The sequence below is a fragment of the Bradyrhizobium sp. genome, from assembly GCF_035652035.1.
GTDB lineage: Bacteria > Pseudomonadota > Alphaproteobacteria > Rhizobiales > Xanthobacteraceae > Bradyrhizobium.
Genome location: NZ_DASREO010000091.1, coordinates 186,316 through 199,189 on the forward strand (window position 1 = coordinate 186,316; position 12,874 = coordinate 199,189).

General features: G+C 62.7%; 13 protein-coding genes. 7 read left to right on the forward strand and 6 right to left on the reverse strand.

Going from position 1 to position 12,874, the window contains the following annotated elements; translation table 11 throughout:
* Positions 1–129: 129 nt before the first annotated feature.
* Entirely contained in the window at positions 130–507 is a 378-nt protein-coding gene (locus VFB05_RS24795; protein WP_325017243.1) for a nuclear transport factor 2 family protein, read from the reverse strand.
* 151 nt (positions 508–658) lie between these two features.
* Here VFB05_RS24795 and VFB05_RS24800 point away from each other — a divergent pair, with 151 nt between their 5' ends.
* The 4 genes from VFB05_RS24800 to VFB05_RS24815 all read left to right on the forward strand — a co-directional run bounded on the left by VFB05_RS24800 (position 659) and on the right by VFB05_RS24815 (position 3,835).
* Positions 659–1,243 (forward strand): NADPH-dependent FMN reductase, encoded by a 585-nt coding sequence (locus tag VFB05_RS24800; RefSeq protein WP_325017245.1) that lies wholly within the window; start codon positions 659–661, stop codon positions 1,241–1,243.
* Between the two features lie 230 nt (positions 1,244–1,473).
* Complete coding sequence (locus VFB05_RS24805) at positions 1,474–1,791, forward strand: hypothetical protein (protein WP_325017247.1); 318 nt, start codon at positions 1,474–1,476, stop codon at positions 1,789–1,791.
* 185 nt (positions 1,792–1,976) lie between these two features.
* Complete coding sequence (locus VFB05_RS24810; protein WP_325017249.1) at positions 1,977–3,461, forward strand: NAD(P)/FAD-dependent oxidoreductase; 1,485 nt, start codon at positions 1,977–1,979, stop codon at positions 3,459–3,461.
* Positions 3,462–3,682: 221 nt separating this feature from the next.
* Complete coding sequence (locus tag VFB05_RS24815; protein ID WP_325017251.1) at positions 3,683–3,835, forward strand: hypothetical protein; 153 nt, start codon at positions 3,683–3,685, stop codon at positions 3,833–3,835.
* 167 nt (positions 3,836–4,002) lie between these two features.
* Here the strand turns inward: VFB05_RS24815 and VFB05_RS24820 are convergent, their stop codons facing one another.
* From VFB05_RS24820 to waaF, 5 genes are all read right to left on the reverse strand, one after another.
* Positions 4,003–4,701 carry a fumarylacetoacetate hydrolase family protein gene (locus VFB05_RS24820; protein ID WP_325017253.1) on the reverse strand — a complete coding sequence of 233 codons (699 nt, stop codon included), beginning with the start codon at positions 4,699–4,701 and terminating at the stop codon, positions 4,003–4,005.
* Positions 4,702–4,738: 37 nt separating this feature from the next.
* Positions 4,739–6,538, reverse strand: a complete 1,800-nt coding sequence (locus VFB05_RS24825) for an ABC transporter ATP-binding protein (protein ID WP_325017255.1) — start codon at positions 6,536–6,538, stop codon at positions 4,739–4,741.
* Between the two features lie 60 nt (positions 6,539–6,598).
* Positions 6,599–7,174: an HAD family hydrolase gene (locus VFB05_RS24830; RefSeq protein ID WP_325017257.1), complete on the reverse strand. Its 576-nt coding sequence runs from the start codon at positions 7,172–7,174 to the stop codon at positions 6,599–6,601.
* Positions 7,171–7,761: a D-sedoheptulose 7-phosphate isomerase gene (locus VFB05_RS24835; protein WP_325017259.1), complete on the reverse strand. Its 591-nt coding sequence runs from the start codon at positions 7,759–7,761 to the stop codon at positions 7,171–7,173. The genes VFB05_RS24830 and VFB05_RS24835 overlap by 4 nt, the downstream gene beginning before the upstream one ends.
* Positions 7,762–7,830: 69 nt before the next feature.
* A complete protein-coding gene (gene waaF / locus VFB05_RS24840) occupies positions 7,831–8,901 on the reverse strand; it encodes a lipopolysaccharide heptosyltransferase II (RefSeq protein WP_325017261.1) in 1,071 nt (356 codons plus the stop codon).
* Positions 8,902–9,051: 150 nt separating this feature from the next.
* Between waaF and rfaD the strand changes: the two genes are divergently transcribed.
* The 3 genes from rfaD to VFB05_RS24855 are packed head-to-tail and all read left to right on the forward strand — an operon-like array spanning position 9,052 to position 12,809.
* Positions 9,052–10,026: an ADP-glyceromanno-heptose 6-epimerase gene (gene rfaD, locus VFB05_RS24845; RefSeq protein WP_325017263.1), complete on the forward strand. Its 975-nt coding sequence runs from the start codon at positions 9,052–9,054 to the stop codon at positions 10,024–10,026.
* 15 nt (positions 10,027–10,041) lie between these two features.
* Positions 10,042–11,529: a D-glycero-beta-D-manno-heptose-7-phosphate kinase gene (rfaE1, locus tag VFB05_RS24850; protein WP_325017265.1), complete on the forward strand. Its 1,488-nt coding sequence runs from the start codon at positions 10,042–10,044 to the stop codon at positions 11,527–11,529.
* Positions 11,526–12,809 carry an O-antigen ligase family protein gene (locus tag VFB05_RS24855; RefSeq protein WP_325017267.1) on the forward strand — a complete coding sequence of 428 codons (1,284 nt, stop codon included), beginning with the start codon at positions 11,526–11,528 and terminating at the stop codon, positions 12,807–12,809. The genes rfaE1 and VFB05_RS24855 overlap by 4 nt, the downstream gene beginning before the upstream one ends.
* The last annotated feature ends 65 nt before the right edge of the window (positions 12,810–12,874 follow it).

Here is a 12,874-nt window from a genome sequence, read left to right on the forward strand (position 1 = left end):
CTCCACTAAAAAGAGATGCTTGCTAGTGGTCCTTCGATTCTAACATTTGTAAAAGTGCCTGCTGAGAAGGGATACAAATGTTAGAATCGGACCACTAGAACACCATTCAAGCCGAGATGGCTCGTCCAATCAAGTTCGCTCGACAAGATGCGCGCGCGAGGGCGCCGGCGCAAAGGATTGCGCGAAATATTGGGTTTCGTGCGTCACCAATCCGTCGCGAAATTCCATGATGCTCACCGTGTAAGACGGTCTATCGTCATAGCTCAGCGTGAATTCGGTGACCCAGAGATCGCCGCTGCCGACAATGCGACGGACTGCGAAGCGCTTCTTGTTCGGCTGGACGAACCGGCTCTCCTGGATGTTGCGCCGGCCGCGGATTCGCTCGCCCGATTGCGGATAATCGAGCACGGCGTCCTCGCGGTAGATTTCATGCTCGACGTCGAAATCGCTCGCATCCGAAGCCGTCCAGTGACGCTCCAGTGCAAGCCGAATGGATCGATCGTCCATGTCAATCCTCCCATCGGTGCTCCCGGTCGATCATAGCGCCGTTGCGGCCTGCGATCACGTCAGGAAATTCTCAGCTTCACGCCGGTGCGTGGTATTCTGTTGTCAAGTGTCAGGGAACCGCAGCCGGCGGATCGATCACGGAGTGACTGTCATGAGCATTCTTGTCTTCTACGGCTCCTATCGGTCCGAGCGGATGGGCATTCGGCTCGCGAACTATATCATCAGGCAGCTGGCACGCCGGACCGGCGATGTCGAACTGGTCGACGCCAAGGCGGTCAACCTGCCGATGCTCGATCGGATGTACAAGGAATACAGGAAGGGAGAGGCGCCCGCGAATCTCGAAGCGCTTGCGCAGAAGATCAAGGCCGCCGATGGCTTTGTGTTCGTGACCGGCGAATACAACTGGGGCATCCAGCCGGGCCTGAAAAACCTCACCGATCACTTTCTGGAGGAGTGGTTCTGGCGTCCGGCAGCGATCGCGAGTTACTCGGCGGGCCGGCTGTCCGGCGCGCGTGCGTCGACAGCCTGGCACGGGACGCTGTCCGAAATGGGGATGGTGGTCATATCCTCCACCATCGCTGTCGGCCAGATCGGTCATGCGCTGTCCGTCGAAGGCGAGCCGGTCGGCGAGGGCGGCAAAGCATTAGAGGCGTCATTTCCGCGGTTCGCGGACGACCTTGCGTGGTGGATCGAGGCTGCGAAAGCGCAACGGCAACGCAAGCCGCCGCCGTACTGACCCCGCGAAACATCAATCGCCCCGCCAGCAACGTCGTCAACGCTCCCGGTCAGTCACGTTCTGGACGCGGGAACGCGTGAAGTTTGCATGCTCACGTTGATCAAGCTCCGTGAGCGGTGACGAATTTTCACGCCTCAGCGAGGCGCGAAGGACCAATCATCACGATTTCCGGTTTTTCGGAACGCCGCTTCGCGCGCGGGATTGGTCGATCGTTGAGAACGGAGAAACGAATGAACTATATGAAGACGATCACGGCCGCGGTTATTCTTTCGGCGTCTGTCGCGGCTCCCACATTCGCTCAGGATGTAAGCAACGCCACCAACGTCGGCGTTGCAGGATCGTATGTCGGTCCGGCATCCCATGCGCGGTACGGACGGGAAGCCCGATTGCGCAGGTTCTATCGGTCGTACAACCAGGTCGGCCCGGGCGTCATCGCGGCCCCGCCGGCCGTTCAGGCTTACCCGGGGCCGGAAGGCTTTGGTCTCAGCGGACGAGATCCGTCGCGCGTCGGCGGCGTCAATCCGAACCTGAATCCGTCCGGCAGTTAACGCATAAGCCTGGCCCGAAGGACGGTCCCGGAATTCTTCCATCCGGGACCGATCTTTTTTTGCGGCCTGGTTCGAGCTTATGTCCGCACCGCGGAATGCGATGAGACATTTTTACCGGCCGAAAGCGTTCCACGCTCTCGCGTTTGCCGTTGATTTTCGCCGCGTCCGGGCGTTAATCGATAGCCATGTCGCAGGTCCTGGAAACCACCCAGCAAACGGAACATTTCGATGTCGTGATCGTCGGCGCCGGGCTCTCGGGCATCGGTGCCGGCTATCATCTGCAGCACAAATGTCCGAACAAGCGCTTCGTCATTCTCGAAGGGCGCGATTGCATCGGCGGCACCTGGGATCTGTTCCGCTATCCCGGCATTCGCTCCGACAGCGACATGTTCACGCTCGGTTATTCGTTCAAGCCGTGGACCGCGCCGAAGGCGATCGCGGACGGGCCGAGCATCCTGAAATACGTGCGCGAGACCGCAACCGAGAACGGCATCGACAAGAAGATTCGTTTCCGTCACAGGGTCAAGCAGGCGTCATGGTCGACGGCGGAGGCGCGCTGGACCGTGGAAGCCGAGCGCAGCTCGGGCGAGGGCAGAGCCGAGACCGCGCACTTCACCTGCAATTTCCTGTTCATGTGCTCGGGCTACTACCGCTACGAAGACGGCTACACGCCGGAATTTTCAGGCCGCGACGACTTCAAGGGCCAGATCGTCCATCCGCAGAAATGGCCGGCGGCGCTCGACTATACCGGAAAGCGCGTGGTGGTGATCGGCTCCGGCGCGACCGCCGTCACGCTGGTGCCGGAAATGGCGAAACTCGCGTCGCATGTGACGATGTTGCAGCGCTCGCCGACCTATGTGGTGTCGCGTCCGGCGCAGGATCAGCTTGCGATCAAATTGCGCAAGCGGCTCGGCGATGCGATCGCCTATCACATGATACGCTGGCGCAACGTGCTGTTCGGCATGTATTTCTTCCAGCTCTCGCGACGTCAGCCCGAGCGGGTGAAAAAACTGATCCTCGGCGGCGTCAGGATGGCGCTCGGCGCCGACTACGACGTCATGACCCACTTCAACCCGCGCTACAATCCATGGGATCAGCGGCTGTGCCTCGTGCCCGATGGCGATCTCTTCAAGTCGATCCGCGAGAAGCGCGCGTCCGTCGTGACCAGCGAGATCGACCGCTTCACCGAAAAGGGCATTCGCCTGAAGGACGGCAGCGAACTCGAAGCCGATATCATCGTCACCGCGACCGGGCTGGTGTTGCAGGTGCTGGGCGGCATGGAAGTTTCCGTCGACGGCCGCAAGGTCGATTTTGCGAAGACGCTGAACTACAAGGGCATGATGTATTCGGACGTGCCGAACATCGCGTCGGCGTTTGGCTACACCAATGCGTCCTGGACGCTGAAATGCGATCTCACCTGCGAATATGTCTGCCGGCTGCTCAACTACATGGATCGGCACGGCTACAAGAGTTGCGTGCCGCACAATGTCGATCCGACGGTGCAGGAAATTCCGGCGCTGGATTTCACGTCGGGCTACGTGCAGCGGGCGGTCGCCAAAATGCCCAAGCAAGGCTCGAAGCGGCCGTGGCGGCTCTATCAGAACTACGCGCTCGACATCGTGAGCTTGCGCTGGGGCAAGATCGACGACGGCGTGATGAAGTATTCGTGAGACGGTTCCACGCTCCCATGCGTGGTTTCGCGTATACGGGAACTTCCTCGAATCGGCGACGATGCGATGCGGTTAACGCCGGATTAATCGGCGATGCGTAGATTGCCTGAACCGTCATTGCGAGCGCCAGCGAAGCAATCCAGTCCAATACGATTCTGGATCGCGTCGTCGCTTCCGCTCCTCGCGATGACGATGGAGCAGTCGGGTCGCGAGGAAACGCTATGGACGCTCAGCGAATTGCCATTGACGCCGTGGTGGCGCTCACCGATTGCGACCGCGACATGGTCGCCGATTTCATTCGCCGGTTTTATCTCGCGGGTGTGAAAGACCCGAAGCGCCTGACCTTCAAGGGACTGCAGGCGCTGGGACGGTAGCGCTGCCTTCTCCGTCATGGCCGGGCTTGACCCGGCCATCCACGTCCTTCTTGTTCGCGCTACCAAAGACGTGGATGCCCGGCACATAGGCGAGCGGAAGCGACGCCGTTCTTCGAACGGCTATGGCCGGGCATGACGAAAAACGAACAAGCGAGCGAAAGAGTCCCTCACTTCTCCGGCTGACCGATCGCGACCTTCAGCGTGCCGACGCCGTCGACGCCGCATTCGATCTTGTCGCCCGGGTGGAGCTGGGAGACGCCGGCCGGCGTGCCGGTCATGATGATGTCGCCGGCGGCAAGCTTCACCTGCTGCGAGAGCTGCCAGATGATTTCGGGAACGCTCCAGATCAGTTCGGTGAGATCGCCCTTCTGCGTTTCCTTGCCGTTCACGGTGAGCCAGATCTTGCCCTTGGCGGGATGGCCGATCTTGGCGGCTGGCTGGATCGCCGAGCAGGGCGCGGAATAGTCGAAGGACTTGCCGACTTCCCACGGCCGCTCCTTCTTGCGCGAGGCAAGCTGCAGGTCGCGCCGGGTGAGGTCGATGCCGACCGCATAGCCGTAGACGTGATCGAGCGCCTTGTCGGCTGGAATGTTCAAGCCGCCGCTCTTCATGGCAACGATCAGCTCGACCTCGTGATGCAGGTCTTTGGTCAGCGGCGGGTAGGGGACGGTGGCGCCATCGGCCACCAGCATGTCGGCGTGCTTGGCGAAGAAGAACGGCGGCGCGCGCTCGTCATTGCCCATCTCGCGGATGTGCTCGAGGTAGTTGCGCCCGACGCACCAGATGCGGCGAACCGGATAGACGCCTTTTTCGCCCACGACGGGCAATGACGGCTGGGACAAAGCGGGGATGACGGTGGCGTTCATGGCGCTCTCGTTGGTTGGAGTTGTCAGTTGCAAAGTCTTATGCGGTGGCTTCCGATGGCGCCAGCGTCGGCGCGCGCTGTTGCAGACGGAAGAAGGAAGCATAACGGCCGCTGCGGCGCAGGAGATCGTCGTGACGTCCGCGCTCGACGATCTGGCCGCCCTCGACCACCAGGATCGTGTCGGCATGCATGATGGTGTGCAGGCGGTGCGCGATCACGATCGTGGTGCGGTTCTGGCACAGATGCTCGATCGCTTCCTGCACCTGCCTTTCGGATTCGGAATCGAGCGCAGCTGTCGCTTCGTCAAGCAGGATCAGCGGCGCGTTGCGAAGCAGCGCGCGGGCGACGGCGATGCGCTGGCGCTGGCCGCCGGAGAGTTGTGTGCCGTGTTCGCCGACCGGCGTGTCGTAGCCGAGCGGAAAACCCATGATGAAATCGTGGGCGCAGGCGGCCTTCGCGGCTTCGGTGATCTCGGTTTCGGTCGCGTTTTCCTTGCCGAAGGCGATGTTGGCGCGGATGGTGTCGCGGAACAAATAAACGTCCTGTCCGACATAGGCCGTCTGGCTTCGCAGCGAATGACGCGAGACGCTCGATATCGATTGGCCGTCGATCAAAATGTCGCCGCTGGTTGCTTCATAGAAGCGCAACAGCAGCGCCAGCACCGTCGACTTGCCGCCGCCGGAAGGGCCGACCAGTGCCGTGACCTTGCCGGGTTCGGCAACAAAGCTCATGTGGTCGAGCACCACTTCGTTCGGCCGATACGCAAAACTGACGTCCCGCAGTTCGACGCGCGCGTCGGTCAGTTTGAGCGCCGGCTTGTCGCCGTCGTCGGGCTCACTCGGCGGACTGTCGATGATTTCGAGCAGTTTCCGCGTGCCGATCAGGCTCGAGTTCAGTTCGAGATTGAGCCGCGCCAGCCGCTTGGCCGGCTCATAGGCGAGCAGGAACGCGGTCAGGAACGAGAAGAACTGACCGGGCGTGGCGCCGTTCGCCACAACGTTGTAGCCGGCATACATCAAGGTGCCGGCGACGGCGAGGCCGCCGAGCGTTTCCATCAGCGGGCTCGACCGGTTGGAGACGCGCGCCATCCTGTTGGCGTTGTCCTCGACGGCCTTGATGCTGGTGTCGATCCGCTCGCGCATCGTCTCTTCCAGCGTGAACGCCTTCACGGTGCGGATGCCCTGCAGCGACTCCTGCATGGTCTCCATGATGTCGGCGGTGCCGGTGAACTGCGTATGCGCAAGACTCTTGATCCGCCGCACCAGCTTGCGCAGCACCAGCATCGCGGGCGGCGCGACCAGCAATCCGAGCAGCGACATCAAAGGATCTTGCGACACCATCACCACGATCAGCGCGGCCAGCGAGAGTACGTCGCGGCCGACTGCGTTGATGAGGAGGCTGAGCACCTGGGTGACGGAGTTGGCACCCGCGGTCAGGCGCGCAAGAAATTCGGACGAATGCCGATCGGAAAAGAAGCCGACGCTTTCGTTCATCAATTTGGCGAACAGCGCGCGCTGGTTGCTGGCGAGGATGGCGTTCGAGATTTTCGACAGAATGACCTGATGGCCGTAGGTTGCAGCGCCCTTGATGATGAAGATCACGACGGTGATGGCGGACAGGATCGCGATGCCGCGAATGTTCTTGTCGACATAGGCCTGGTTGATGACCTGGCCGAGCAGCCAGGCGGAGCCGGCCGTGGTCGCGGCGGAGACGGCCATCAGCGAAAACGCGAGCAGATAACGCCGCCAATAGGCGAGCCCCTGTTCCATGACGAGGCGGCGGATCAGAACCGCCGCGCCATAAGGATCGTCGGTGATTTTTCGCGGGAGTTCGGTCATCCATTTTCCATGGGGATCGGCCGCGACTGGCGCCCCTCTGCCAAACCCCGTTTGCCCCTCTTAAGCGGGTTTTTCAAGCGAATTCGGCTTCGAGTGAGACGCCAAACGAGATCCTAAAATATCCGCCACGAACGCGTCGAGATCACCGCCGGTGAAGAGAAAACCGGGGAGGCCGGCAGCGTCGGCCGCCTCGATGTCGCTGGCACGATCCCCGATCACGAAGCTGCCTTCGCGGCGCACCGGCCAATGCTCCATCAGGTCGTGAATCATGCCGGGCTTGGGCTTTCGCCAGTGGTGATCCTCGAGATAGCCTTCAATCGTTCCGTCCGGATGATGCGGACAGTAACGGATATCGTCGATGACGGCGCCTTGCGCTGACAGTTCAGTGCGCATCCAGTCGTGCAAGCTGTTGAGCGCCTCTTCGCTGAAGAAGCCACGCGCGACGCCCGACTGGTTGGTGAAGAAGAACACGAAGTAGCCGGCGTCGTTGAGTCGCTTGATCGCTTTGGCCGCATTCGGCATCCAGCGGATGCGATCGCGCGTGCCCATATAGCCGTCGTCATGATTGATGACGCCGTCGCGGTCGAGGAACGCCGCCGGTCTTGACGCGACAGAGCCTGGCGCACGCGCGTTCATTTGCCGGTCAGCGTCTGTTCGATCGCGTCGCAGATGCCATGCGCGAATGCCATGTAGATCTGCTGGATCACCGGGGTGTCGTCGCTCGGCGCGACCAGCAGATGGTCGCACATCGCACCCATGCTGCCGCCCTTGGCTCCGGTGAAGCCGATCGTGATCAGGCCCTGCTGTCGTGCCGCTTTCAATGCCGCCAGAATGTTCGGCGAACGGCCCGAGGTGGTCATAGCCAGCAGCACGTCGCCGCGGCGGCCGAGGCCTTCGACCTGTCGCGAAAAAATATGCTCAAAACCGTAGTCGTTGCCAACAGAGGTCAGCGCGGAGGTATCCGTCGTCAGCGCAATCGCGGCCCAGGCCGGACGGTCCTTCTTGTAGCGGCCGACGATTTCGGCGGCGATGTGCTGGGCATCGGCGGCGCTGCCGCCATTGCCCGCGATCAGGAGTTTTTGGCCATTGCGCAGGGCGGCCGTGATGACGTCAGCGATCTTGCGCGCGGTGTCGAGCAGCGCGGCATCGTGAGCGGCGCGCTCGATCGCCTCGCGCGAGAGCGAAAGATGCGCTGCGATCGGGTCCTGCGAAGTGCGACTCACGTGTCACCGTTTCGGTTGGATGCGTTCTTGGTAGTCGTCATGGATAGCTCGCGCAAGCGCGCATCGTGCTTAATGCGGCACGACGACGCCCGCGTCCGCGAGCACTTGCGCCACCGTGTCGGCCACGTCAGACGGTGGAATGTCACGCATGCAGCGGTGATCGTTCATGGTGCAGACCGGGCGGTGACAGGGCTGGCATGGCACGCTGGTCTTGGTCTGCACAGTGGCCGCAAGGCCGTTGATCGGTGCCCATAGTTTCGGGCTGGTCGGGCCGAAAATCCCCATGGTCGGCGTGCCGAGCGCGGCCGCAATATGCATCAGCCCGGAATCGTTGCTGACCGCGATATCAGCCGCCGCCATCGCCAGAATGCCGTTGCGCAGGTCCGTTCCCGTGAGGTCGCGCACGCGTTCGCCGCCCGTAGCGACGATCTCCTGCGCGATGGTGCTCTCGCCGGGCCCGCCGATCACCCAGACGTCGAGGCCGCGCTCGGCCAGCAGCTTTGCGGCTTGCGGATAATACGTCCAGCGCTTTGAGGAGCCGACCGAGCCCGGCGCCAGCGCCACGGCCATGTTTTGACCGAGCCCGCGCGTCTGCCGGAAGCGCATCGCGTCTTCCCGCGGCACCCGCAATTGCGGCACCGGCCATTCAGGCGGCCGGGCGGCGCCGTCCGGCAGCGCCAAGGCCGCATTCTTGTCGAGGAAACGGGGAAGGGCCTTTTCGCCCCAGCGCCAGTGATTGATCAGGCCGAATCTCGCCTCGCCGACAAAGCCGATACGTTCGGGGATCCCGGCCAAAGCCGGCGCAATCGCCGATTTCCAGGTCCGGGGCAGCACGAGCGCGGTGGCGTAGTTCCGCGCCTTCAGCTCAGCGGCGAGGGCGCGCTGCTTGGCGATCGCCAGCCGGCCGCGGGGTAGGTCGCATTTGATGCCGGCGCGCACGCCCGGCATGTAATCGACCAGAGGGGCGCAAAGGCTGGTGGTCAGGAGATCGACAGGCCGGTTCGGAAAGCGCTGGTTCAGCACCCGCACCACGCTGTGGCCGCGGACGAAGTCGCCGATCCACATATAGGGAATGATCAGGATCGGCCTTGTATCGGTCGCATCCTCCACAGCCACGGAATGGTCTGAATCTTTATTCATATCTTTGTGATGGTCTGCCCTCGGCTGCCTCCGTACTGGCTCCGCAAGGGCAGGTAAAGCCTCGCTTTAACCTTCACCATATCGGGCAACCCAAGTTGCCTGCCGGGCAGGGTTAAGGCAAAGCTTTAAGTTCAACGGACAGGGTGCGGAATGCTGCTGGTGACCGGTGGGGCCGGTTTTATCGGGTCGAACATCGTGGCTGCGCTCAACGACGCCGGCCGCGCGGACGTTGTCGTCTGCGACCTGCTCGGCGATGCCGGCAAGTGGCGCAACCTCGCCAAGCGCCAGCTTGCCGATATCGTGCCGCCGGCGGAACTGATGTCGTGGCTCAATGGCCGCAAGTGTGAGGCCGTCATCCACATGGGCGCGATTTCCGAGACGACCGCGACGGACGGCGATCTCGTGATCGAGACCAACTTTCGCTTCTCGATGCGGCTGCTCGACTGGTGCACTGCCCATGCGGTGCCGTTCATCTATGCCTCTTCGGCCGCGACCTACGGCAACGGCGACCAGGGCTTTGATGACGATCCGGCCGCATTGACCACGCTGCGGCCGATGAATCTTTACGGCTGGAGCAAGCATCTGTTCGACATGGGCGTGATCGCGCGCGCCGCGCGGGGCGACAAGCTGCCGCCGCAATGGGCGGGCCTGAAGTTCTTCAACGTGTTCGGGCCGAACGAATATCACAAGGGCACGATGATGAGCGTGCTGGCGCGCCGCTTCGACGACATCAAAAGCGGGCGCGTGGTCGAATTGTTCAAGTCGCATCGCGACGGCATTGCCGATGGCGATCAGCGGCGCGACTTCATCTATGTCGACGACGTGGTGCGCGTGACGATGTGGCTGCTCGCGACGCCGTCAGTCTCCGGCCTCTTCAATGTCGGCACCGGCAAGGCGCGTTCCTTTCGGGATCTCATGCTGTCGGCCTATGCGGCGCTTAACGCTCCGCCCAACATCCGCTACATCGACATGCCCTTGTCGATCCGCGACGCTTACCAGTATTTTACCCAAAGCGAGGTCGATCGCTTGCAGCGCGCCGGCTATAACGGCGGCTTCACGCCGCTGGAGGAAGCGGTCGGGCATTACGTCCAGAACTATCTCGATTCCGCCGATCGCTATCGCTGACGGAAATAGAAGCCGATGTTGGATTTCGACTCCTTTCACCGTGAGATGGTTCGCCAGACCGTGCTTTGCGTCGGCGACCTCATGCTCGACGAATTCGTCTATGGCGAGGTGTCGCGGGTCTCGCCGGAGGCGCCGGCGCCGGTGATCGCCGCAAAGCGCAGCGAGACCAATATTGGCGGCGCCGGTAACGTCGCGCGCAACATCACCGCACTCGGCGCCAAATGCATCTTTGTCGGCCTGATCGGCGAGGACGCGGCGGGAGCGGAACTCAAGGCGGCGTTGGCTAGGGAACCGCAGATCGAGAGCGTTCTGGTGACCGACAGCGCGCGGCCGACCACGCGCAAGGTGCGTTTTGTGTCCGAACACTACCGGACGCACATGCTGCGGGCGGATTGGGAGATGTCTCATCCGGCGACAGGCAACACCGAGCAGAAGCTGATCGACACGATTTTGCCGCTGATCGCACGCGCCGATGTGGTGCTGCTCTCCGATTACGCCAAGGGTGTGCTGACGGCGCGCGTGATCCGCAACGTCATCGACGCCGCGCGCAAACTGAACAAAGCCGTGATCGTCGATCCCAAGAGCGCCAACTTTGCCATCTATCGCGGGGCGACGCTGCTGACGCCGAACCGCAAGGAATTTGCCGAAGCGACCCGAAGCCGCGCCGATTCAAGCGAGAACATTGCGGCTGCCGCGCAGGACGTGATGCAGCTTGCCGATTGCGAGGCACTTCTGGTGACACAAAGCGAGCACGGCATGACACTGGTGCCGCGCAAGGGCGAGGCGGTTCACGTGCCGGCCTATCCGGTGCGCGTGCGCGACGTCTCTGGCGCCGGCGACACGGTGGTCGCGGTGCTGGCGGTTGCGCGCGGCGCGGGCGCTGAGTGGGAAGATGCGTTGCGGCTCGCAAGCGCCGCAGCCGCGGTTGCCGTGGCTAAGAAGGGCACCGCGACGGTGACGCCGGCAGAGCTTCGCCGCCAGATCCTGCCGCATGCGTTTCTCGCCGCCGAAGAGAAGATCGTCGCGCATGGCAAGGAACTGGAGGCGCGGCTTGCCGAATGGCGCAGGCAGGATTTGCGCGTCGGCTTCACCAATGGCTGCTTCGACATCCTGCATCCCGGCCACGTCAAGGTTCTGACCGCGGCGCGCGCGGCCTGCGATCGCCTGATCGTGGGCCTGAACAGCGATGCTTCCGTCAAGCGGCTGAAGGGCGAGAGCCGGCCGGTTCAGGTCGAACGCGCGCGTGCCGAAGTGCTGGCGGCGCTGGAGGCAGTCGATCTCGTCGTGATCTTCGAGGAGGACACACCGCTCAAATTGATCGAGCAGATCAAGCCGAGCGTGCTGGTCAAGGGCGGCGACTATACCCGCGAGCAGGTGGTGGGCCACGAGATCGTCGAGGCGCATGGCGGTCAGGTGGTCCTCGTCGAGGTGCTGGCCGGCTTTTCCACGACCTCGCTGGTCGATCGCGCAAGGGGAGATAAAAAATCCGGAGGCAAGGCGTGAGTGCTGCCGCCGAGCCGATCGGCGCGCTGCTGGCGCGGCGATGGCGCGATCCTGCGGCCTGGATGACCACGGCCGATATCGTTGCCGTGCTGCTGGCGGCCTCGCTGCCATGGTCGACGTCTCTGGTCGGAATTTTCGGCGTAGCGCTCGTGGTCGTGAAGCTGCCGACGATCGATGCGAGCGATTTCGCAGCGTCGCTGAAGCGCCCGATCTGCGCTGCGCCGATCGCGTTGTTCGCGCTCGCGCTCGTCGGCACGCTGTGGTCGGACGCGCGCTGGGGGATGCGTTTCTACGCAGTCGCACCGACCGCGAAGCTGTTGCTGCTGCCGCTGCTGTTCCATCATTTCCGGCGATCGGAGCGGGGCCTCTGGGTCCTGATCGCCTTTCTGGCCTCCTGCGTCGCGCTTCTCGCGATGTCCTGGATCGTCTGGTTCTTTCCGGACCTGACGCTCAAGGCGAGGGGCACCGGCGTCGATTCGCCCGGGATCTTCGTCAAGAACTATATCGACCAGAGCCAGGAGTTCGCCTTGTGCGCCGTGGCGCTGGCGTTTCCGATTGTTTCGCTTGCGCGCGAGAAGAGGACCGCGCTGGCGCTCCTGCTTGCTGCGCTCAGCCTCGGTTTTCTGACGAACATGATCTTCGTCATCGTGTCGCGCACCGCGCTGATCACGATTCCGATCATGCTGGCCGTGTTCGCTGTGCTTCACCTGCGTTGGCAGACCAGCGTCGCCGTGCTGGCGGGCGCGCTCGTGCTGACCGCGCTGGCGTGGGGCGCCTCGCCGCTGCTGCGCGAGAAGATCACATCGATCGGCCAGCAATATGAGCTCTCCAGGGAGGGAAATGTCACCTCCGTCGGCGAGCGGCTCGAGTTCTGGCGGAAGTCGCTGCTGTTTTTCAGCGAGGCGCCCATCAAGGGTCACGGCACCGGATCGACCGAGGGGTTGTTCGAAAAAGCCGCCGCCGGACAAACCGGCGCCGCCGCCGAAGTGATCCGGAATCCGCATAACCAGACCCTGAACGTCGCCGTGCAGTGGGGTGTGCTCGGCGTCATCGTGCTCTACGCGATGTGGCTGTCCCATCTGTGGATGTTCCGTGGCGAAGGGCTCTTCAACTGGATCGGGCTGCTGGTGGTGGTGCAGAACATCTTCACCTCGCTGTTCAACTCCCACATTTTCGATTTTCACGAGGGCTGGATGTATGTGCTCGGCGTCGGTATTGCCGGCGGCGTGGTGCTGAAGGCGAGCGGAACATCCAAAGCGCCGCCAAGCGATGCGTCCTGATGCTTTCCAGCGCATGCGAGATGGGCTATCAGCGGTGAGGCGAGTGTCGCCGTAAAACTATCGGT

Coding starts and splice junctions, on each gene's coding strand:
- VFB05_RS24810 (WP_325017249.1), top strand. CDS start 1,977: ATGTCGCAGGTCCTGGAAACCACCCAGCAAACGGAACATTTCGATGTC.
- rfaE1 (WP_325017265.1), top strand. CDS start 10,042: ATGTTGGATTTCGACTCCTTTCACCGTGAGATGGTTCGCCAGACCGTG.
- VFB05_RS24830 (WP_325017257.1), bottom strand. CDS start 7,174: ATGAACGCGCGTGCGCCAGGCTCTGTCGCGTCAAGACCGGCGGCGTTC.
- VFB05_RS24795 (WP_325017243.1), bottom strand. CDS start 507: ATGGACGATCGATCCATTCGGCTTGCACTGGAGCGTCACTGGACGGCT.
- VFB05_RS24820 (WP_325017253.1), bottom strand. CDS start 4,701: ATGAACGCCACCGTCATCCCCGCTTTGTCCCAGCCGTCATTGCCCGTC.
- rfaD (WP_325017263.1), top strand. CDS start 9,052: ATGCTGCTGGTGACCGGTGGGGCCGGTTTTATCGGGTCGAACATCGTG.
- VFB05_RS24805 (WP_325017247.1), top strand. CDS start 1,474: ATGAACTATATGAAGACGATCACGGCCGCGGTTATTCTTTCGGCGTCT.
- VFB05_RS24815 (WP_325017251.1), top strand. CDS start 3,683: ATGGACGCTCAGCGAATTGCCATTGACGCCGTGGTGGCGCTCACCGAT.
- VFB05_RS24825 (WP_325017255.1), bottom strand. CDS start 6,538: ATGACCGAACTCCCGCGAAAAATCACCGACGATCCTTATGGCGCGGCG.
- VFB05_RS24800 (WP_325017245.1), top strand. CDS start 659: ATGAGCATTCTTGTCTTCTACGGCTCCTATCGGTCCGAGCGGATGGGC.
- waaF (WP_325017261.1), bottom strand. CDS start 8,901: ATGAATAAAGATTCAGACCATTCCGTGGCTGTGGAGGATGCGACCGAT.